Origin of the sequence: Faecalibacterium intestinale (genome assembly GCF_040096575.1) — a bacterium.
GTDB classification, from domain to species: domain Bacteria; phylum Bacillota; class Clostridia; order Oscillospirales; family Ruminococcaceae; genus Faecalibacterium; species Faecalibacterium intestinale.
The window spans coordinates 1-19,248 of the sequence record NZ_JBBMEN010000007.1 but is presented as its reverse complement, the minus strand read 5'-3'; the positions used below and the strand labels follow the sequence as shown (position 1 = coordinate 19,248).

Annotated in this window: 19 protein-coding genes; 3 read left to right on the top strand and 16 right to left on the bottom strand. The window is 60.3% G+C overall.

The annotated features are described in order from the left end of the window. Position 1 precedes the first annotated feature (1 nt). Positions 2-409, bottom strand: coding sequence for a hypothetical protein (locus tag WMO20_RS07350; RefSeq protein WP_349186286.1), 408 nt, complete (start codon positions 407-409; stop codon positions 2-4). On the opposite strand from WMO20_RS07350, the gene dsdA reads away from it, so the two are divergent. After that, positions 393-1,763, top strand: coding sequence for a D-serine ammonia-lyase (gene dsdA, locus WMO20_RS07345; protein ID WP_349186283.1), 1,371 nt, complete (start codon positions 393-395; stop codon positions 1,761-1,763). The genes WMO20_RS07350 and dsdA overlap by 17 nt on opposite strands. An 85-nt stretch (positions 1,764-1,848) precedes the next feature. On the opposite strand, the gene WMO20_RS07340 is transcribed toward dsdA, so the two are convergent. Further along, on the bottom strand, positions 1,849-2,586 hold the full coding sequence (locus WMO20_RS07340) for a YebC/PmpR family DNA-binding transcriptional regulator (protein ID WP_097779637.1): 738 nt from the start codon (positions 2,584-2,586) through the stop codon (positions 1,849-1,851). Positions 2,587-2,754: 168 nt separating this feature from the next. After that, positions 2,755-4,293, bottom strand: coding sequence for an RsmB/NOP family class I SAM-dependent RNA methyltransferase (locus WMO20_RS07335; protein WP_349186280.1), 1,539 nt, complete (start codon positions 4,291-4,293; stop codon positions 2,755-2,757). Positions 4,294-4,399: 106 nt separating this feature from the next. Between WMO20_RS07335 and WMO20_RS07330 the strand changes: the two genes are divergently transcribed. Further along, positions 4,400-4,588: a hypothetical protein gene (locus tag WMO20_RS07330; protein WP_097779635.1), complete on the top strand. Its 189-nt coding sequence runs from the start codon at positions 4,400-4,402 to the stop codon at positions 4,586-4,588. A 100-nt stretch (positions 4,589-4,688) separates the two neighbouring features. On the opposite strand, the gene WMO20_RS07325 is transcribed toward WMO20_RS07330, so the two are convergent. The 13 genes from WMO20_RS07325 to WMO20_RS07265 form a co-directional block, all read right to left on the bottom strand. Continuing rightward, positions 4,689-5,093 carry a Mini-ribonuclease 3 gene (locus WMO20_RS07325; protein ID WP_113991994.1) on the bottom strand — a complete coding sequence of 135 codons (405 nt, stop codon included), beginning with the start codon at positions 5,091-5,093 and terminating at the stop codon, positions 4,689-4,691. Positions 5,094-5,105: 12 nt separating this feature from the next. Then, positions 5,106-6,389, bottom strand: coding sequence for a GTPase ObgE (obgE, locus tag WMO20_RS07320; protein WP_113991993.1), 1,284 nt, complete (start codon positions 6,387-6,389; stop codon positions 5,106-5,108). Between the two features lie 142 nt (positions 6,390-6,531). Next, the gene (rpmA, locus tag WMO20_RS07315; protein ID WP_005923362.1) at positions 6,532-6,783 is read right to left on the bottom strand and encodes a 50S ribosomal protein L27; all 252 of its coding nucleotides are present in this window, start codon (positions 6,781-6,783) and stop codon (positions 6,532-6,534) included. A 14-nt stretch (positions 6,784-6,797) separates the two neighbouring features. After that, positions 6,798-7,109 carry a 50S ribosomal protein L21 gene (gene rplU, locus WMO20_RS07310; RefSeq protein WP_015537858.1) on the bottom strand — a complete coding sequence of 104 codons (312 nt, stop codon included), beginning with the start codon at positions 7,107-7,109 and terminating at the stop codon, positions 6,798-6,800. Positions 7,110-7,256: 147 nt separating this feature from the next. After that, positions 7,257-8,306: a prolipoprotein diacylglyceryl transferase gene (lgt, locus tag WMO20_RS07305; RefSeq protein WP_349186276.1), complete on the bottom strand. Its 1,050-nt coding sequence runs from the start codon at positions 8,304-8,306 to the stop codon at positions 7,257-7,259. Continuing rightward, the gene (gene yfmH, locus WMO20_RS07300; RefSeq protein WP_349186275.1) at positions 8,303-9,616 is read right to left on the bottom strand and encodes an EF-P 5-aminopentanol modification-associated protein YfmH; all 1,314 of its coding nucleotides are present in this window, start codon (positions 9,614-9,616) and stop codon (positions 8,303-8,305) included. The genes lgt and yfmH overlap by 4 nt, the downstream gene beginning before the upstream one ends. Then, the gene (locus tag WMO20_RS07295) at positions 9,603-10,904 is read right to left on the bottom strand and encodes a M16 family metallopeptidase (RefSeq protein ID WP_349186274.1); all 1,302 of its coding nucleotides are present in this window, start codon (positions 10,902-10,904) and stop codon (positions 9,603-9,605) included. The genes yfmH and WMO20_RS07295 overlap by 14 nt, the downstream gene beginning before the upstream one ends. 43 nt (positions 10,905-10,947) lie before the next feature. Continuing rightward, the gene (locus WMO20_RS07290; RefSeq protein WP_349186273.1) at positions 10,948-11,769 is read right to left on the bottom strand and encodes a M15 family metallopeptidase; all 822 of its coding nucleotides are present in this window, start codon (positions 11,767-11,769) and stop codon (positions 10,948-10,950) included. 169 nt (positions 11,770-11,938) lie between these two features. Then, a complete protein-coding gene (locus WMO20_RS07285; protein WP_349186272.1) occupies positions 11,939-13,138 on the bottom strand; it encodes an aspartate kinase in 1,200 nt (399 codons plus the stop codon). A gap of 82 nt (positions 13,139-13,220) precedes the next feature. Continuing rightward, the gene (gene thrB / locus WMO20_RS07280) at positions 13,221-14,126 is read right to left on the bottom strand and encodes a homoserine kinase (protein WP_005923334.1); all 906 of its coding nucleotides are present in this window, start codon (positions 14,124-14,126) and stop codon (positions 13,221-13,223) included. An 18-nt stretch (positions 14,127-14,144) separates the two neighbouring features. Continuing rightward, positions 14,145-15,380 (bottom strand): homoserine dehydrogenase, encoded by a 1,236-nt coding sequence (locus tag WMO20_RS07275; RefSeq protein ID WP_249240269.1) that lies wholly within the window; start codon positions 15,378-15,380, stop codon positions 14,145-14,147. Positions 15,381-15,407: 27 nt separating this feature from the next. Further along, positions 15,408-15,848, bottom strand: a complete 441-nt coding sequence (locus WMO20_RS07270) for an ACT domain-containing protein (protein WP_005923329.1) — start codon at positions 15,846-15,848, stop codon at positions 15,408-15,410. Between the two features lie 164 nt (positions 15,849-16,012). After that, a complete protein-coding gene (locus tag WMO20_RS07265; protein WP_349186271.1) occupies positions 16,013-18,556 on the bottom strand; it encodes a transglycosylase domain-containing protein in 2,544 nt (847 codons plus the stop codon). Between the two features lie 277 nt (positions 18,557-18,833). Here WMO20_RS07265 and WMO20_RS07260 point away from each other — a divergent pair, with 277 nt between their 5' ends. Then, the gene (locus tag WMO20_RS07260; RefSeq protein ID WP_112090305.1) at positions 18,834-19,208 is read left to right on the top strand and encodes a hypothetical protein; all 375 of its coding nucleotides are present in this window, start codon (positions 18,834-18,836) and stop codon (positions 19,206-19,208) included. The last annotated feature ends 40 nt before the right edge of the window (positions 19,209-19,248 follow it).

Sequence of the window (19,248 nt, the reverse complement as noted above, 5' to 3'; positions counted from 1 at the left end):
GTTATTTATCATGTGGCACGCGCAGAACGCCTGCACGCTCTTCTTGCTTATATTCTAATATATCAGTTGTAAAATAGCAATACGCGCAATGCCAATTTTTTGTGTTTATTCTTGTATACTTTACACAAAAACGGCAAAATGCCAGTTTTTTAACAAGGTTTTTGGGCAGTGTGCTGCTTTTCTTCCATAGATTCCCTGCTCTGCCGCTGGGCTGCCCAAGCAATAGCTTGTAACCGCCAAGCATATAGTGCTCTGACCCGCCCGGCGCAAAAAGCAGCCGGTTGACAATTCCTATAAAAACCTTTATATTCAAAACATTCAGCGCCCGCGAAACCTGCCGGGCGCATTCATCCGCTTCTATCCAAACTTCTATATATAAAGGAGGATCCGCTATGGTTTCACCTGACAAGTACATCGCCGGGCGTTTCGCTGCCGATTGGATCGCGGCATATCCCGTGGTCTCCGACCTCTGCGCCCTGAAGGAGACTGCATGGGTAAACCCGGACAAGCTGCCCTTTGCACAGGCTGCGGCTGCCTGCCCGCTGACCTTTGCCGACATCGAAGACGCCGCCGCGCGGCTGGAGCGTTTTGCCCCCTACCTTGCCGCCGTCTTTCCAGAAACTGCTGCGACCGGCGGCATCATTGAATCCCCTGTCCGACCCATCCCCCGGATGCAAAAGGTGCTGGAAGAGCGCAGCGGCACCCCCATCGCCGGACAGATATGGGTCAAGCTGGACAGCCACCTACCTATTTCCGGTTCCATCAAAGCCCGTGGCGGCATTTACGAGGTGCTGAAAACCGCCGAGGACATTGCCCTGCACAGCGGAATGCTGCACCTGACCGACAACTACGCCGTTCTGGCAGAGGAGCACTTCCGCAAGCTGTTCTCGCAATACTCCATTGCGGTGGGTTCCACCGGAAATCTGGGGCTTTCCATCGGCATCATGAGCGCAAAGCTGGGGTTTCAGGTCACCGTGCATATGTCCGCTGACGCGCGGCAGTGGAAAAAAGACCTGCTCCGCAGCCGGGGCGTCAAGGTGGTGGAATACGCCTCCGATTACAGCATCGCCGTGACCGAGGGGCGCAAGCTGGCGGCGAGTGACCCCTACTGCCACTTTGTGGATGACGAAAACTCCAAGACACTCTTTCTTGGCTATGCCGTAGCCGCCCTGCGGCTGAAAAAGCAGCTGGACGCGCAGGGCGTCACCGTGGATGCAGAGCATCCCCTCTTCGCCTATCTGCCCTGCGGCGTGGGCGGCGGCCCCGGCGGCGTGGCCTTTGGCCTGAAGATGCTGTTCGGCGATGCCGCACACTGCTTCTTTGCCGAGCCCACCCACTCCCCCTGCATGATGCTGGGCATGGCTACCGGCGAAAACAGCAGCGTCTGTGTGCAGGACTTTGGCATCGACAACCGCACCGCCGCCGATGGTCTTGCCGTGGGGCGTGCTTCCGGCTTTGTGGGCGGGCTGATGCGCCCCTTTATGAGCGGCTGCTACACCCTGCAGGACGAGCGGATGTATACCCTTCTGGCACAGCTGGCAGATGCCGAAGATCTTTACCTTGAGCCCAGCGCTCTGGCGGGAATGTATGGCCCAGTGCTCACCCAGCCCGGGCAGCTGCTTGGCGCTTACACCGAAGCTGCCCTGCCCGCCGGTACGCTGGCAAACGCCACCCATCTGGTCTGGGCCACCGGCGGGAATATGGTTCCCCGGGAAGAAATGCAGCGCTACTACGCAAAAGGCAAGGCGCTGGCACAGCAATAACAAACAAAAGCCGCCTTTCGTGCCAAACAGCACAAAAAGCGGCTTTTTATCGTTTTATTTCAGGAGCAAAGAGCCTTGCGGAAGCTTATTCCGGCAGGTCCTCTTCGTTCTCGAGAGAGTGCCAGACGTTCTGGACGTCATCGTTATCCTCCAGAGAATCCAGCAGCTTGCCCATCAGCTTCAGCTGATCAGGGTCGGTCAGGCGGGTGGTGGTCATGGGCACCATGGCCAGATCGTCGGACAGGATCTCGTAACCCTTCTCTTCCAGAGCCTTGACCACAGCGGAGTAGTTCTCGGGGTCGGTGGTGACCTCGGCTGCGTCCTCGCTGGCATCAAAGTCCTCGGCACCGGCATCCAGAGCGTCCATCATGGCCTCATCGGCGTCCTTATCCTCCAGAGAGATGTCAATGACACCCTTCTGGTTGAACAGGAAGGCCACGCAGCCCATAGCGCCCAGATTGCCGCCGTTCTTATCGAAGTAGTGGCGCAGGTCGGCAGCGGTACGGTTGCGGTTGTCGGTCAGGGTCTCCACCATGACTGCCACGCCGCCGGGGCCGTAGCCCTCGTAGGTGATGGCCTCGAACTCGGTCTTGTCGCCGCCCTCGGCCTTCTTGATGATACGCTGGATGTTATCGTTGGGCACGCTCATGCGCTTTGCCTTGGCGATCAGGTCTGCCAGCTTGCTGTTGGAAGCCGGGTTGGGGCCGCCGTCACGGACGGCAACGCTGATCTCGCGGCCGATCTTGGTAAAGACCTTGGCGCGGGCGCCGTCAGTCTTTTCCTTCTTGCGCTTAATGTTGTTCCATTTGCTATGTCCAGACATGGGAAAGAGCCTCCTAAATTTATCGGTATCTCCGCCTGCGGGCAGACGGGCTGTGGTCGCCCGCTTGTGGCAGCACACAAAATCTAACTCTGTTATTTTATCACAATCCACCGGCGCGTTCAAGCCTGAAAAGCCTGATTTTCGCCCGGATGCGTGTAAATCTGCGGTTTACAGCAGCCGCAGTGCCTTGGGGTAGTGGTTTTTCACCCGCCCGCCGGACACCTTGCCGCCGCCCAGCGGCCAGCCGTCCACGGTCACGCAGCACCAGCCGTCCGCTGCCGTGCGGGCTTCCACCTCGCGGCCGGAGAGATACTCGGTGCAGCGGCAGTCGGCAAGGGTCAGCTGCTCGCAGTTCGTGCACAGGCTGCCAAAGGCCGTGAACAGATGATGCTCCGGCACAAAGCGTCCCTTCTGCACACTGCCTACGAACACCCCCGCCCGCAGCACATGGAGCCCCGTCTGCGGAAAGGCCACCGGCAGCAGCACACCGCCGCCATGCACCACAGCCGGGCGCTGCGCCAGTGCAGGGAAATACTGCCGGGCAAACTCCTGCCATGCGGCAAGGCTCTGCGCCGGGGTGGCTTCCCCTGCCCCGGTGTCCCGGGTGCGGCGGCTTGTGCCCTGCACAGCGTCCCGGCAGGCGCGGCTGTCCGCACGGCGGGTGCTGCGGGCATCTGCCGCCTTGGCAGGCTTTGCCTTACCCTTGCCCTTTTTGCCCGCCTGTGCAGCAGCGGCAAGCCAGAGCTGTTCTTCCGGGGTGTATTCCCCCTCCGGCGGCAGGGTGCGGGGCGTGCCCGCCTTGACCAGCCGGGCCATAAAATGCCCCTCGCCGCCCTGACAGGGCCAGATGCGGCGCACCTTACTTACGTCCAGCGACAGGCCGCCGGTGCGGTTCTCTTCGCCTGCGCTGCCAAAGGTGTAGTCCACGTTGCCCAGCACATCTGCCAGCGCAAACTCCGGGTGGCGCTGCAAAAAGGCCGCCACCTGTCCTTCGTCCTCCTCCGGCGCAAAGGTGCAGGTGGAGTACACCAGCTGCCCGCCGGGAGCCAGTGCCGCTGCGGCACAGTCCAGAATCTGCGCGCCCAGCTCTGCGCACTGCTTTACCAGTGCTTCGCAGTGCTGCTGCAGCGCTACTGGTTCCTTGCGGAACATTCCCTCACCGGAGCAGGGCGCATCCACCAGCACCCGGTCGAAAAACTCCGGCAGTGCATCGGCAATGCGGGCGGGGGTCTCGTTGAGCACCACGGCGTTGGAAACGCCCATGCGCTCAAGGTTGCTTTTTAAAATTTCGGCGCGCGCAGCCACATACTCGTTGCTCACCAGCACACCGCGCCCCTGCAGTGCCGCCGCCAGCTGGCTGCTTTTGCCGCCGGGCGCGGCGCACAGGTCCAGCACCCGCATCCCCGGCTGCACTCCCAGCAGCGGCGCAGCCGAAGAAGCCGAAGGCTCCTGCGAGTAGAACACCCCCGCATGGTGGTACGGATGCCGCCCGGGCTTAAAATCCGGCTGATGCACCACAAAAGCCGCCTTGCAGAAGGGCGAAGGCTCCAGCGGGAAATCTGCCCGCTGCGCAAACTGCTCCGGCGTGGTGCGCAGCGCCGACACGGTGACCCCGCGCTCTGCCGTCTGCTGCGGAGCGGCATACAGCTGCTCGTACCGCTGCCCCAGCAGGGCACGCTCCCGCTGCTCAAAATATTCCGTAGGCATATTCTTTTCCTCCCATGGGATGTATAAAGCCGCCGGCTGCGGCCACACTATGGACTGTGAGGGCGGCCCCGCCCCCACAGCAACGACCGAAAGGAGCATTCACACCATGGAAAACCGCAGTGAGAACCGCAGCACCAATTGCAAGAACCAGACCTCTAACCGTACCAGCAGCAAGACCACCAACAGTGCCACCAACGAGCACAAGCACCCCAACCAGTACACCAAGGGTGCCGATGACGAAAGCGCCAAGAACTCCACCAACAGCCGTTCCACCAACGCGAAGAACAGCCGCTGATGGCGTAAGCGGCATCTGACGGACCGCAGATGCCAACAAGCAAAGCCCGCTGCCTTCCACCACTGGTTTCCAGTGCGGAAAGCAGCGGGCTTTCGCATTCTTATTTCTGGTCAGGATCAAACTGCTGCCACAGCACCTCAAACAGCTGGTGCACGCGCTCCAGCTGTCCGTTCAGGTACAGCCAGCCCAGCAGGCATTCGAAGCCGGTAGAGGCACGGTATTCCTCCGGGGAGGCGTGCTTGGCGACGCTGGCCTTGCTGGCGTTGCGGCCGCGCTTGAACACGGCCAGCTCGTCCTCGGTGAACAGCGGCTCCAGCAGCTGCTCTTCCCGGAACTGCGCCTTGGCAGAGACATACTTGACCTTTTCGGCGTTCAGCTTTCCGGCTGAAAGGCGGTGGTGCTCCACCAGACGCTGGCGCACCAGCAGTTCCAGCACGCTGTCCCCTACAAAGGCCAGCGCCAGCGGGCTGAGCTCCCGCAGGTCGATCTTTTCTGATTCGTTCATGATGCTTTATCCTTAGAAGATATAGTCGAACTGATACTCGCCGATGAGAATGGTATCGTTCTCTTCCACGCCCTTCTGCACCAGCGCGTCCAGAATGCCGCTCTCGCCCAGCTGGCGCTGGAAGAACTGCAGGCTCTCGTAGTCGTCCACGTTGCTGCCAGCCAGAATATACTCCAGCCACGGGGCATCCACGCTCCACACATGGGCTTCCATGCGCTGGATGGTGAAGTCGCGGCCGTTCTTCTTGGGCTCCGGCTTTTTGTACTCGGGGGTGAACACCGGCACCTGCGGGATATCCTTGAGACGGTTGTACACGAGGCCCGGCAGCTGCTTGACGCCCTGCATGGTGGCGGCAGAGATGGCCACGAAGGTCAGCCCCTTGCCCTCCACATACTGACGGAAGGTCTCGATCTGCTCCTCGGTGGCAAGGTCGCACTTGTTGCCAACCACGATCTGCGGACGCTCAGCCAGCACGGGGCTGAACTTTGCCAGCTCCTCGTTGATCTTCTCAAAGTCCTCGATGGGGTCGCGGCACTCGCTGCCGGAAACATCCACAACGTGCAGCAGCAGGCGGCAGCGCTCCACATGGCGCAGGAAATCGTGTCCCAGACCGACGCCCTCGCTGGCACCCTCGATCAGGCCGGGAATGTCGGCGCAGACAAAGCTTGCGCCCTCACCCACCGACACAACGCCCAGCGTGGGCACAAGGGTGGTAAAGTGGTAGTTTGCGATTTTGGGCTTTGCCGCGCTGATGGTGGAGATGAGGGTGGACTTGCCCACGTTGGGGAAGCCGATCAGACCCACGTCCGCGATCAGCTTCAGTTCCAAGGTCACCTGCAGATCCTCGCCGGGCATACCGGGCTTTGCAAACTTGGGGATCTGGCGGGTGGGGGTGGCAAAGTGTGCGTTGCCGTAGCCGCCGCGGCCACCCTTAGCAATGGTGACCGGGGTGTGGTCGGACAGGTCTGCGATGACAAGGCCGCTCTCTGCGTCCTTGATCACGGTGCCCAACGGCACCTTGATGACCAGATTCTCGGCATTTTTGCCGTGGCACAGGCTTGCGCCGCCCTTGCCACCCTCCGGGGCCACATACTTGCGCTTATAGCGGAAATCCATCAGGGTGGACAGATGGTCATCCGCCACAAAGATGATATCGCCGCCCCGGCCGCCGTCACCGCCGTCCGGACCGCCTGCGGCCACGAATTTTTCGCGGTGGAAACTCACCGCGCCATCGCCGCCCTTGCCCGCATGGAGCCATATCGTGGCGATGTCGATAAAGTTAGTCTGTGCTGCCATACAGCCCCTCCTTAGCTTTATAGGCTATTGCGTTTCAGCGCCCTCATCCGAGACAGCGCCACCCGAACACATAGCCTTATTTCATCAAAAAGAGCCGGGCCACAAGGGTCCGGCTCTACGATTGCAGTTATTCAGAAAGAAGTTACTGCTTAACGCTGCACTTCTTGCCGCTCTTGCCCACGCGCTCGAAACGGACGGTGCCGTCCACCAGAGCAAACAGGGTATCATCGCTGCCCTTGCCAACGTTCTCACCCGGCATGATGTGGGTGCCACGCTGACGAACCAGGATGTTGCCGGCCAGAACGAACTGACCGTCTGCACGCTTGGTGCCCAGACGCTGTGCTGCGGAATCGCGGCCGTTCTTGGTGCTGCCTACGCCCTTTTTATGTGCCATTGTAATTTACCTCCTTAGCCGTTGATCGCAGTGATCTCAACCTTGGTGTAGGGCTGACGATGGCCCATACGGCGAGCACTGTGCTTCTTTGCGCGATAGGTGATGATGTTCAGCTTCTTGCCCTTGCCATTCTTGATGACCTTGGCAGAAACGGTAGCACCCTCAACAACAGGAGCGCCAACCTTCACAGAACCCTCCTCGCCAATAGCGAGAACCTGATCAAACTTCACTTCGGAGTCGGCCTCAACGTCCAGCTTTTCGATGTAGACGATGTCGCCCTGCTCCACGCGGTACTGCTTACCGCCGGTAACAATGATTGCGTACATTTTGTTCATTCCTTTTCGTTGTACTCGCTGGTCGTAAAGGCAGACCCTTACTGCGGGCCATTTCAGGCGCCCACACCATGCGGCTAGAATATTATAGCAAAAACCAAACCGGATTGCAAGAGGAAATTTCCCCTTTTGCGCAGATTTTTACGCTTTTTTCTGCCCGGCCTGTTCTATGGCGGCTTTTACCTGCGCATTATAGGCCTCGGTCTTTTCCAAAAACAGCTTGCGCGGGCTGGAAGCCAGCAGCTGGGTGTCCTTACCTGCAAAGGAGATGGGGCCGTCCAGCTTCTTTTGAGCCGCCTTGTTCTCGGCGTTCAGCGCCAGCGGCACCAGCAGAGACTTGCCCTTGAACTTGCGGGTAAAATACACCTCTGCCGCAATGCCCGCCACCACGGCGATGCCTGCCACCAGCTGGGATGCCCGCAGCCCGATGGAGGGCACCAGCATCAGGCTGTCGGTGCGCAGACCCTCGATCCAGAAACGGCCTGCGCCGTACCAGATCAGATACCGCAGGGTGATATCACCGTTGAACTTGCGCTTTTTGATGTAGCGGAACAGCAGGAAGAAGCCCACAAAGCACCAGATGCTCTCATACAAAAAAGTGGGGTGCACCGGCAGGTTGGGGTCGATGACCACACCCTTGGGTACCGTGACCGTGCTGCTCATCAGGTAAGCACGGGTCGTCTCGCTGTACATTCCCCAAGGCAGGGTGGTGTTGCAGCCAAAGGCTTCCTGATTGAAAAAGTTGCCCCAGCGGCCGCAGCCCTGCCCGAGGAGAAAGCCCATAGCGGTCAGGTCAAACATGGGCAGCACCGGCACGCCCCGCCACTTGCAGGCCAGACCACCGAACAAAAAGCCGCCAATGATGCCGCCGTAGATGGCAAGGCCGCCATCGCGGATGGCGATCATCTCCCAGATGCTTTCATATTTAAAAGGTGCCATAGCCACATAGTAGGCGCGGGCGCTGATGATGCCCAGCACTACGCCAATAAGGATGACATCCACCATACTGTCGGGGTCTACGCCAAACTCGATGCTGTGCCGGAAGGCAAAGACCAGTGCCAGACACAGACCCACCGCAATGCACACGCCGTACCAGTAGATGCTGACCCCGCCGATGGTAAAGGCCACACGGTTCAGCTGAAAGCTCAGCCCCAGACCCGGGAACTGTACCAGATTTGTAAGATGGTTCATCCTTCTTCCTCCTCGTCCTCTTCTGCCGCCTGCGCCGTGCCGTCCGGCTGGATGTACATGGTAGCCATGCGGTCGGTGCACAGGATGTGCTGCAAGGCAGCGTCCGCATCCTCTGCGGTCAGCCCAGCCAGCATGGAGATCTGCTGCGCCACCGTCTGGCCGCTGAGGGCAAAGTCTGCCATCTGGCTGGCCGAGTCCTCCACGTTTTCCAGATTTTCGATCAGCTGACCGTATTTTTCGTTCTTGCACAGGGTAAACACTTCCCTGTCCACCCCTGCGGCGCGCACCCGGGCGATCTCGTCCAGCAGCAGCTGGCGCACGGTGTCCGGCACATCGCTCTCGCCGGTGAACAGGATGCAGCAGCAGCCGTCCACCCGCAGCACCTCGCCGCCAAAGCCGGGGTTCACAAGACCTTCGTCATACAGGCGGCGGTACAGCGGCGACATTCCGCCCACGATGCAGCTGAGCACAAGATCGTACAGCGCCTCGGTGCGCAGATCATCCGCAGGCAGCGGCTCTTCCTTAAAGCCCACGCCGAAGCAGGGCTTGGAGACCGGCATGGTCAGCGTTTTTTCCGTGGCGGCAAGGGTCATGGGCTCCGAAGCCCACAGCCGCTGCACCTTCTGTGCCGGGCGGGACTCCATCAGGCCGTGCCGCTTGCAGGCAGCCAAGATCTGCTCCATGGTGGTGTTGCCGGCCGCAGCCAGCACCATATTGCCCGGGGCATAAAAGGCCTTGCAGCTATTGTACAGCATGGCGGGCGTGATCTCGGCAATGCTTTCCACTGTGCCCGCGATGTCGCTGCGGATGGGGTGGCTGTGGTACAGGCACTCGAACAGGCCGGTGATGAGCCGCCAGTCCGGGCTGTCATCGTACATTTTGATCTCCTGCCCGATGATGCCCTGCTCCTTGGCGATGGTCTGCTCGGTAAAGTAGGGGTGGCCTACCATGCCCAGCAGCACATCCAGACTTTCGTCCAGCTGCTGGGTGGCCGTGAACAGGTAGCAGGTGCGGTCAAAGCTGGTAAATGCGTTGGCGTTGGCACCGGTCTTTGCGTACTTGGCAAAGGCATCGCCGTCCTCGTCCTCGAACATCTTGTGTTCCAGAAAATGCGCCACACCCGCCGGCAGATGCACCGTTTGCCCGTTCAGGCAGAAATCCCGGTCGATGGAGCCGAACTTGGTGGCATAGATCACATGGGTGCTGGAATAGCCCGGCATGGGGCGCACCAGCACCGTCAGGCCGGAGGGCAGGGTCTGCCACTGGTCGGCCACGGTCTTTTCCAGCAGGGTCTGGTTATTCTGCGGCATGGGCAGTATCCTCCTTTGTAAGCAGATAGCTGACCGAGAGGGTCAGGCGGCGCAGGATATCCCGCACCTCGTCCTTGGTCACGGCACGCAGGGCATTCCGTGCCTGCTCCGGGCTCTGGATAGGCGCAGCGCTGTTGGCACCGGCGCGCAGCACCTCGATGTAGTACCAGCTCTCGATGCCGCCAAGACTGTCCTCTACCCCGTTCATGCCGCTGAGCAGACCCCGGCGGCAGTCCTCAAATTCTTCGTCGGTAATGGGACCGGTGCACAGGTCGGCAAGCTCTTTCAGAATCGCCTGCTCTGCGCGGGCGGCATCGGCGTGCTCCACGCCGCTGTTCACCGCCATGCTGCCGGTAAAGCTCTGGAACGAGGAGGAGCAGTAGTAGCACAGATGGTCCCGTTCCCGCACATTGAGGAACAGGCGGCTGGTCACGCTGCCGCCGTACAGCGCCATGGCAAGGCGCACCGCTGCTAGCTGCTGCGGCTGCATGGGCTGCCCCAGCGTGAACAGCATACACAGCTTTGCCTGCACCATATCGTAGTTTTCGGTCTTGTGCACCGGTGCAATGGCGGGCATGGCCATGTTTTCCACCAGCGGCAGCGGGGCGCGGTCGATGCAGGCAAGCTCTGCCAGCAAAGCGTCCCGGATGGCAGCGGTCTGGGCGGCATCGCAGCCCAGCACCAGCAGCTCGATGTTGGCGTTGCGCAGCATCTGCCGGTAGGCGGCGGTCAGCATAGCCGGGGTAAGGCCGTCCACCTCTTCCAGATAACCCTCCTGCCGCACGCCCGCCGGGCTGTCGCCAAAGAATTCCCGGTTGGCCTGATGCAGACAGTAGATGCGTTTATCGTTGATCTCGTCCTCAAGGCCTTTTTTCAGCATCTGCTTTTCAATGCTGACGGCCTGCGGGTCAAAGCAACCGTCCACAAGATAAGGATGGAAAGCCGCGCCCAGCGCGATTTTGGTATACTCGGCGGTCAGCGCCTCGCCCTCCAGCGCAAAGGCATCCTTGATGCCGGTCACGCTGACGCAGAGGTTGTGGTTGCAGCCCATGGGGCGGGCGTCCACGGTCAAATCTGCACCGTAGAGCTTTGCCAGCTTTTTGGTCAGCCGGGTCATATCCGGGCAGTCCGCATAGCCGCGCTCCATCACCAACGGCAAAAGAGCATGGGCAGTGGCCGTTTTACGCTCTGCCGGGAAGGCAAAGTGGATGCTGATGCGGCAGCGGTTGAATTTAGAAGCCGGGTCGCAGGAAAGATGCACGCCCGGTGCAATGAGAGTACGTTCCAATGATAGTTCCCTTCTCTCTGCGCCGCAGCACAGAGCATTTGATTCAGTCTGCCCGCTGCAGGGCGATGAACTCTTCTAAGCTCAGGCCGCTGGCGCGGATGGCAAGGGCGTTTTCCACCCCTACATAGCGCCAGTGCCACGGCTCGAACACGATGCCGGTGGCGGCCTGCCTGTCCTGCGGGTAGCGCAGGATAAAGCCGTATTCCGCGGCGTAGGCCGTAAGCCACTCGTAGGCACGGGTCTCGGCAAAGCTGGTGTCCTGCTGCGGGTCGTCCGCGCTGAGGATATCTGCCGCGTAGCCGGTGCCGTGCTCGTTGGCGTTGGCAGCGGGCTGGATGGTAGCCGCCAGACGGGCGGCTTCCTCTTCGCTCTTGCGCTTATCGCGGTAGGTCTGCACCCGGGCTTCATAGGCATCCTGCCGGGTGTCGGCGTCCTGATAACCCGCCACAAGGGTCAGGCTGATGCCGTCTGCCTGCGCGGCGGCGGCCATGCTGCGGTACTGCATGGCGGCTTCGGCTTCCAGCTGCTGGCCGGTGGTCTCGTCGGCAATATCCAGCAGCGGGGTCGGCTCGACGGTATAGGGCAGATTGGCATTTACCAGCGTAAGCCGCGTGTCTGCGGCGTTGAACACATAGTCTGCGCCGTTGTACACGCTGGCTGCAAATACCTTTGGCCCGGCCAGCAGGCTGTGCACCTTGGGCAGCAGCCACAGGATGCCGCCGGTCAGCAGCGCCACCACCGCAGCGCAGCCGGCCAGAAACAGCACCCAGTTGCGGGCCAGCCGCAGCATTTTGCGGCGTTTCCATTGTTGATAGGTCAGGCGCTTATCAGCAGGCGCTCTGGAGGTACGGGTGGGTTCACTCATGCGGCGGGGCTCCTTTTCGGCATAGTTGCAGCGCCGGTGCGCCGCACAGATTCAAACTATATTATACACCCCTTTGCAATTTGTGTAAACGCCGCCGTGTGTAAAAAAATTATGACCTGCCCGCCCCCGGCAGGGAGCAGACAGGCCATAACCGAAAATTTTACGCAGATCAGTCAAACAGCATATCATGGATGGCGCTGACAGCCTTGTCGGCGTCTGCACGGTCGATGATGCAGGAGATCTTGATCTCGCTGGTGGAGATCATCTTGATGTTGATATTGTTGTTGGACAGTGCCTCGAACATCTTGGAAGCAACGCCGCTGTGGCTCTGCATACCGGCACCCACGATGGAGACCTTGGCGCAGGTGGTGTCCACACTGACATCGCTGAAGTGTGCACTTTCCTTCAGCACACGCATGGCCAGCTCGGCTTCGCCCTCGGCACAGGTAAAGCTGATGTCCTTCTTACCGTCGCGGCCGGTGGACTGCAGGATGATGTCCACATTGATGTTCTTCTGTGCCAGCAGACCAAAGATCTTAAAGCTCATGCCCGGCTCGTCGGGAACGTTGAGAATCGTGATAACAGCAACATCGGTGTCCTTGGCAACACCCTTGATCAGCATACCTTCCATGTCCTTTGTAACCTCCTTAACCACCGTACCTGGGATGGGGTTCAGGCTGGAGAGCACCTCCAGCTCCACATTGTACTTTTTGGCCAGCTCCACGCTGCGGTTGTTCAGCACCTGTGCGCCCAGAGATGCCAGCTCCAGCATCTCGTCAAAGGTGATCTCTTCCAGCTTGCGGGTGTTGCGCACCTTGCGCGGGTCGGCGGTGTAAACGCCCTCCACATCCGTATAGATCTGGCAGCGGTCAGCGTGCAGGGCAGCGGCAATGGCCACAGCACTGGTGTCGGAGCCGCCGCGTCCCAGCGTGGTGATATCGTCCAGCTTGTTCAGACCCTGGAAACCTGCCACCACCACCACACGGTTGCGCTCCAGCTCCGAGGAGATCCGCTCGGTCTCCAACCGGGTGATGCGCGCCTTGGTGTAGGCACGGTCGGTGCGGAAGCCCGCCTGCCAGCCGGTCAGGCTGATGGCATGGCAGCCCAGCTCGTTCAGCGCCATGGCCAGCAGTGCGATGCTGATCTGCTCGCCGGAGGCCAGCAGCATATCCATCTCACGCGCCGAGGGGTTATGGGTGATTTCCCCTGCCTTGGCGATCAGGTCATCGGTGGTGTCGCCCTGTGCGGAAACTACCACCACTACGTCATTGCCCGCGTTGTGGGTGTTGGCCACGATCCGCGCAACGTTGAAGATACGGTCACGGTCCTTTACGGAGGAACCGCCGAATTTCTGTACGATCAACGCCATATCTTGTCACTCTCCTCTTTACGCCCCGCGCTTGCGGGGGCTTGCCGGGCGGAAGCGTTCTTGCACTTCCTTTACCCGTTTATCATTCCACAGTCGCGCCGGTGTTATCGGCATCCAGCTGCAACAGTGTAAATGCTTCACATCCGTCCAGACCTTCCAGCAGCTCCAGACCTTTTTCCAGCTTAGAATAGAACTTTTCGGCTTCGGCCTTTTCCGCCACAGCCATGACCGTGCTGCCTGCACCGGAGACATACACGGCCTTTGCGCCGCACAGCCGCGCCATATCGAACACCTCGCGGGAGCCGGGCATCAGGGGCATCCGGTACTGCTGGTGCAGCTTATCCTCAGTGGCAATGGCCAGCAGGTCGTGCCGTCCCTCGCAGAAAGCTGCGGGCACCAGCGCCGCACGGGACAGGTTATACACCGCATCCTTATGGGATACCTCCTTGGGCAGGGCAGCGCGGGCCGCTTCGGTCAGCAGCTTGTAGTCCGGCACGATGGCGGCAAAGCAGAGACTTTCGTCCACATTCCGCTTGACCGAATACACCTTGCCGTCCTCGAACACGCTGCTGGTCAGACCGCCCAGCAGTGCCGGGGCCACGTTATCGGGGTGTCCCTCAATGGCAGTTGCCAGCGTGAGCAGCTCCTGCGTGTTGAGCACATCGCCCAGCATCCGGTTGGCGCCCAGCAGACCTGCGATGATGCAGGCCGAAGAAGAGCCCAGACCGCGTGCCATGGGGATGGGGTTCGTCTGGGTGATCTTGAGGGGCGGGATCTGCTTGCCCACTTTTTCGAACAGACCCTTGGCGGAGCGGTACACGAGATTCGACTCGCCCCGGGGGATGCGGGTGCCGTCCGATGCTGAGATCTCCAGCACCTCGCTGTCCTCAAAGGTGACTGTGTTGTACAACGTAACTGCCAGACCCAGCGCATCGAAGCCGGAGCCTACGTTGGCGCTGGTGGCAGGAACCGAAACCTTGATCTTCATTGCCGCAGTTCCTTTCCGTTACACTTCTTCGGGCAGACGCTTGAGCACCAGCTTCACGCTGCCGCCCACGGCCTCCACCTTGCGCGCGGCCTCGGCCAGCGCACGCTCATCGGCGCGCTCCACAAAGTAGGCGCAGCCCTCGTACCGCTCATCCACCACCTTGCCGTAGCCGTAGATGGCTTCCACCACAGCGGGTGCAATGCCCGCCACACGCACATAATATGCAGCGGGAGCCGGGTCGGTGAGCATTCCGTCCACCGGGTCTGCGGGCTGCCAGAACAGGCTGTCGTGCACCTGTGCGCCGTTTTTCAGGGCATCCACCACGTCTGCCACCACAGCGCTGGCGGTGGGCAGCTTGCCAGCGCCCTTGCCGTAGAACACTACATCGCCCAGCATATCGCCCTTGACCAGCACCGCGTTGAACACATCGTCCACGCTGGCCAGCTGGTTTGCTTTGGGCACCAGACACGGCTCTACACCGGCGGCAACGCTGCCGTCCTTGCCAAGCTTCATCCATGCAATCAGCTTGATGACGCAGCCCAGCTTTTCGGCGCTGGCAACATCGGCGGCGGTAATGGCGCGGATGCCCCGGGTGGGAATGTTCTGGGGGTAGATCTGGTGGCCGCACACCATGGAGGACAGGATGGCGATCTTGCGGCAGGCATCGCGGCCGTCCACATCATCGCTGGGGTCCTTGGTCTCGGCGTAGCCCAGCTCCTGCGCAATGTGCAGCGCATCCTCAAAGTCAAGGCCCTCCCGCACCATCTTGGTGAGCATGAAGTTGGTGGTGCCGTTCACGATGCCCTCCACCTCAGTGATGACGTTAGCTGCCAGGCACTGGTGCATGGGGGTAATGATGGGCGTACCGCCGCCCACAGAGGCCTCGAACAGGAAGGCACAGTCGTGCTCCTTGGCCAGCGCCAGCAGCTCTGCGCCGTAGGTAGCCACCATCTCCTTGTTGGAGGTGCACACGCTGCGGCCGCTCTCCAGACACGCCTTGACATAAGGGTAAGCAAAGCGGGTGCCGCCGATGGTCTCCACCACCACCCGGATCTCCGGGTCCTGCAGGATCACGTCAATGTTCTTGACCACCAAAGGCTCCACCGGGTTGCCGGTAAAGTCTTTCGGGTCCAGAATGTACTTTACCTCCACCGGTTCGCCAGCCCGGCGGGAGACACTTGCGGCATTGCGGCACAGCACCTCGTACACGCCGCTGCCCACCGTGCCAAAGCCCAGAATTGCAATTTTAGCCATACTCTCTTTCCCTCGTTTCCTGTTTTGTTACAGGTTATACCCACAGCGCACACCCACGACCATGCGCTGGCGCGAAAGCTTTTCGGTCAGTTCCTCCGGGGACATCTGCATGGTGTCGGTGCGGATGGTGACCGCCACCAGCGCAGCCCCGTTTTCCGGGGTGGACTGGTTGATGGTCACAATGCTGGCACCTGCGGCGCTGATGCCTGCCAGAAGGCTTTGCAGCGCACCGGTCTCGTCCCGCAGGGTGGCCATGACCGTGATGACCTCACGGCCGTTCTCGGAATCAAAGATACAATCCTTATACTTATAAAATGCGCTGCGCGAAAGCTCTACCGCACGGGTCGCAGCTGAAATACTGCGGGCTTCTCCGCTGGCCAGCAGCTCCTTGGCGCGCACCACCTTGAGAAAGACCTCCGGCAGCACCTGCGCATCTACCAGATAAAAACGGCGTTCCAACTTGTTCACCTCTCAAACACAAGTGTTCTTGCAGAAAATATAATAGCATCCGAACCCCTGCAATGCAAGAGCCCGGATGCTATTTTGTCACTTTGTCCAGTTTTGTCTTGTAAAGTGCGCCCTGCCCTTGCCGGATTTTTCAGCAAAGGGGCGAAAAAGTACGATTTTTGCCCTTATTCCGTATCCAGCGCACTGGTGTCGGTGGGGACGACCGGTTGGGTGGGCACAGCATCGTCTGTGTTCTCGGTAGGGGCAGCAGCCTGCGGGGCTGCGTGGGAGTAGGTGCAGGTATCGGGCAGGTCATCGGCACGGTAGTAGCCCACAGCAGTGCTCGGGCATCCTGCACCGGCCAGAAGGCCGCTCTGGGTGCAGTAGCGGCGCTCCACCACGCCTGCGGAGGTGGGGAATGCCTTATAGGGCAGATCTGCCTGTGCCTGCTCCATCAGCGCCTTCCACGCGGTCACACAGGTGCGGGTCTTGGCCTGCTGCTTGGACAGGGTCTTGGTCATATCGTAGGGTGCATCGTAGCCCCACCACACAGCGGTGACATAGTAGGGCGTGCCGCCCACGAACCACAGATCCTTTTCGTCGCTGGCAGTACCGGTCTTACCAAAGGCTTCCATGCCGTTGGAGTTGGGATAGCGGCCGCTGGCAGTACCTACGCTGGAGAACAGAACGTTCTTCAGCAGACGGTTCATGACATAGGCAGTATCGGGGGTCAGCGCCTGATAGCTGGTGGCGTTGTTTTCCAGATAGATGTTGCCGTCCCGGTCCAGTACACGGGTGTACAGATGCGGGGTGGTGTACTCGCCATCATAGAAGATCTGGAAGGCTGCGGCCAGCGCCATGGGGGTAACGCCCTTGGTCTGGCTGCCCATGACCATCTGCGCCAGACCCACGTCGTTGGTGGGGTCCAGCGTATTCAGCTGCAAGGTGTTGTAGACAAAGTTGAAGATATTGCTTGCGCCCACAAGGTCGCCCACGCGGATCGCGATGGTGTTCAGCGAGCGGGCAAGGCCGTTCCACAGCGGGAGATCGCTGCCGTCGCCGTAGTTGCCGCCGTAGTTGCGCGGCCAGCTGCGCCATGCGTTGGGGTAAGCGCGGAGCTGCTTATCGGAAAGACCCATCAGGCCGTTCTTGCGGCAGTAGTCCTCGTCCCGGATGATCATATCCTGCTTCTGGTACAGGGGGGAGTTGTTGAGCATGGTGGACCAGTTGACCAGACCGTACTCGATGCCCAGTGCATAGGCGCCGATGGGCTTGATGGTAGAACCGGTCTGCCGCTCCACGTTGTAAGCACGGTTCAGGGAAAGGCTCTTGGTCTTTTCGCCTAAGCCGCCCGCAATGGCCAGCACGTTGCCGTCATAGTCCAGCGTAACCATGGCAGCCTGCGTGCGCACGTTGCGGTAGTAGTAGACGGTGCCGTCCTCGCCGGTGCGGGTCTTGGGGGTGCCGTCCTCGTTGAACACCTGCACATCATCGTCCGAAATGGAGGTGACCTCTTCCTCATGCCAGCCCGCCGGGAAGTAGGCATCGTCAGTGTTCAGCATCAGGTTTTCCATCTGGGACTGCAGCTTGGTGTTGACAGTGGCTTCGATGGTAAAGCCGCCGGTGTAGAGCAGCTTCTGCGCCTCGGACTCGCTGATGCCCTCCTTGACCATGATGTCCTGCACGACCTCGTTGAACAGTGCATCGGTGAAGTAGGAAGTGACGGTGCTGGGCTTTTTGCCGCTGTCCTCTTCGGCCAGCACAAGGGGCTGCGCAGCGCCGTTGCGGTAGTCCTCCTCGCTGATCACGCCCTGCTGCCACATATTGTACATGATGAAGTTGCGGCGGTTGATCAGGTTTTCGGGGTTCGTATAGGGGTTATAGTTGGTGGGGTTTTTGGTAATGGATGCAATGGTGGCGCACTCCCACAGGCTCAGCTGGCTGACATCCTTGTTGAAGTACTCGTTGGCAGCCGTCTGCACACCCTGAATGGTGCCGGTAAAGCTGATGGTGTTCAGATAAGCTTCCAGAATGGTTTCTTTCGAGTAGCTGCGGCTCAGGCAGAGGGCGCGGTAGATCTCGCGCACCTTGCGCAGTGCACCATCGATGCCGCTGGCACTGTTGTCATCGGTCAGGTTCTTGATGAGCTGCTGCTCCAGCGTGGATGCGCCCTGCTTGGAACTGTAAATAGGCAGCAGATACTCGTTGATCATTGCGCCGATGGTGCGCTTGAAGTTGACGCCGGGCTCTGAGTAGAAGTCCTTATCCTCGGTGCAGATGAACGCATACTGCAAGTTGGAAGGGATCTGCTCAAGGTCTGCCCACACGCGGTGGCTGTTGGAAGAGCGCAGGGTGGCATACTCCACCTGTGCGCCGGTATCCGGGTCGGTAGCCACCACCATACTGGACTGGCTCAGCTGGATATTGTCCAAGTCCAGCAGGTCGCCGTCGTTGGCAGTAGCCTGCACCACATAGAACACCATGCCCACGGCCACCACGCTGCCCAGCATGATGCCAAGGCAGAGTACCGTAGCAAGGGTGCGGCCGATGAACCGCAGGATGGGGTGTTTACTCTTTTCCTTCGGCGGCTTGGGGCTTTTGGGTGCCTTGGGTGCGCGGGTACGGTTTTCCGCTACGGAGTGTACCTCGCGGCGGCTCTGGGAAACATTAACCTTACGTCCCACCGGGCGGGCAGGCTGCTCCTCGCCGCCCCGATGGATCTTTCTCATCTCATTGTTGGAGATAGGGATCGCCTCCTGACATTTCAAGACTGTTGCCGGGCATTGCTGCGCCGGGCTTTATCCACATCGTTTGTGACACGAAACTTCAAACTGCAATACCATATTATAGCACGCACGCCCCAGCCGGGCAAGAACCAATCTTTGCGCGCTGAGCAGATATAAATAGTATAACACACTCTCTTGTGGAAAGTACAGTATCTGCGTGTGAAAATTGTCTGTCTCCCGCCCAAACGGGGCATACTTGCAGAGAAAGGGAGTGTTTTTTATGCGCAAGCTGTCTGTCTGCCTGTTCTACGGGCTTTGCGTATTCACCATTGTATTCAGTCTGTTCTGGATGGCGCTGCCAAAGCTGCCGCTGTCCCAAAGCCCCGCCGGATCCGAGACCGATCCCGCCTCTCCCCTGAGCCTTGCCGCGCAGGCTGCGCCCCAGACGGACGCTGCCCGCTACTGCCTGCGGGACAGCGGCGGGCGGGTGGCGGTGTACACCTGCCGCGCCGATGGCACCCCGGGCACTTTGATCCGCGTGACCGGCATCTACACCAATCTTCTGCCGGAAAACGACGCTTTGCGCATCAAGCGCGGGCTTGTGGTCAACAGCCCCCGGGAGCTGGACCTGCTGCTGGAGGATCTGGGGGAATAAATGCAATAGGGGGCGGGGGGGGGGGGGGGGGGGGGGGGGG

Coding starts and splice junctions, on each gene's coding strand:
- dsdA (WP_349186283.1), top strand. CDS start 393: ATGGTTTCACCTGACAAGTACATCGCCGGGCGTTTCGCTGCCGATTGG.
- WMO20_RS07340 (WP_097779637.1), bottom strand. CDS start 2,586: ATGTCTGGACATAGCAAATGGAACAACATTAAGCGCAAGAAGGAAAAG.
- WMO20_RS07335 (WP_349186280.1), bottom strand. CDS start 4,293: ATGCCTACGGAATATTTTGAGCAGCGGGAGCGTGCCCTGCTGGGGCAG.
- WMO20_RS07330 (WP_097779635.1), top strand. CDS start 4,400: ATGGAAAACCGCAGTGAGAACCGCAGCACCAATTGCAAGAACCAGACC.
- WMO20_RS07325 (WP_113991994.1), bottom strand. CDS start 5,093: ATGAACGAATCAGAAAAGATCGACCTGCGGGAGCTCAGCCCGCTGGCG.
- obgE (WP_113991993.1), bottom strand. CDS start 6,389: ATGGCAGCACAGACTAACTTTATCGACATCGCCACGATATGGCTCCAT.
- rpmA (WP_005923362.1), bottom strand. CDS start 6,783: ATGGCACATAAAAAGGGCGTAGGCAGCACCAAGAACGGCCGCGATTCC.
- rplU (WP_015537858.1), bottom strand. CDS start 7,109: ATGTACGCAATCATTGTTACCGGCGGTAAGCAGTACCGCGTGGAGCAG.
- lgt (WP_349186276.1), bottom strand. CDS start 8,306: ATGAACCATCTTACAAATCTGGTACAGTTCCCGGGTCTGGGGCTGAGC.
- yfmH (WP_349186275.1), bottom strand. CDS start 9,616: ATGCCGCAGAATAACCAGACCCTGCTGGAAAAGACCGTGGCCGACCAG.
- WMO20_RS07290 (WP_349186273.1), bottom strand. CDS start 11,769: ATGAGTGAACCCACCCGTACCTCCAGAGCGCCTGCTGATAAGCGCCTG.
- WMO20_RS07285 (WP_349186272.1), bottom strand. CDS start 13,138: ATGGCGTTGATCGTACAGAAATTCGGCGGTTCCTCCGTAAAGGACCGT.
- thrB (WP_005923334.1), bottom strand. CDS start 14,126: ATGAAGATCAAGGTTTCGGTTCCTGCCACCAGCGCCAACGTAGGCTCC.
- WMO20_RS07275 (WP_249240269.1), bottom strand. CDS start 15,380: ATGGCTAAAATTGCAATTCTGGGCTTTGGCACGGTGGGCAGCGGCGTG.
- WMO20_RS07265 (WP_349186271.1), bottom strand. CDS start 18,556: ATGAGAAAGATCCATCGGGGCGGCGAGGAGCAGCCTGCCCGCCCGGTG.
- WMO20_RS07260 (WP_112090305.1), top strand. CDS start 18,834: ATGCGCAAGCTGTCTGTCTGCCTGTTCTACGGGCTTTGCGTATTCACC.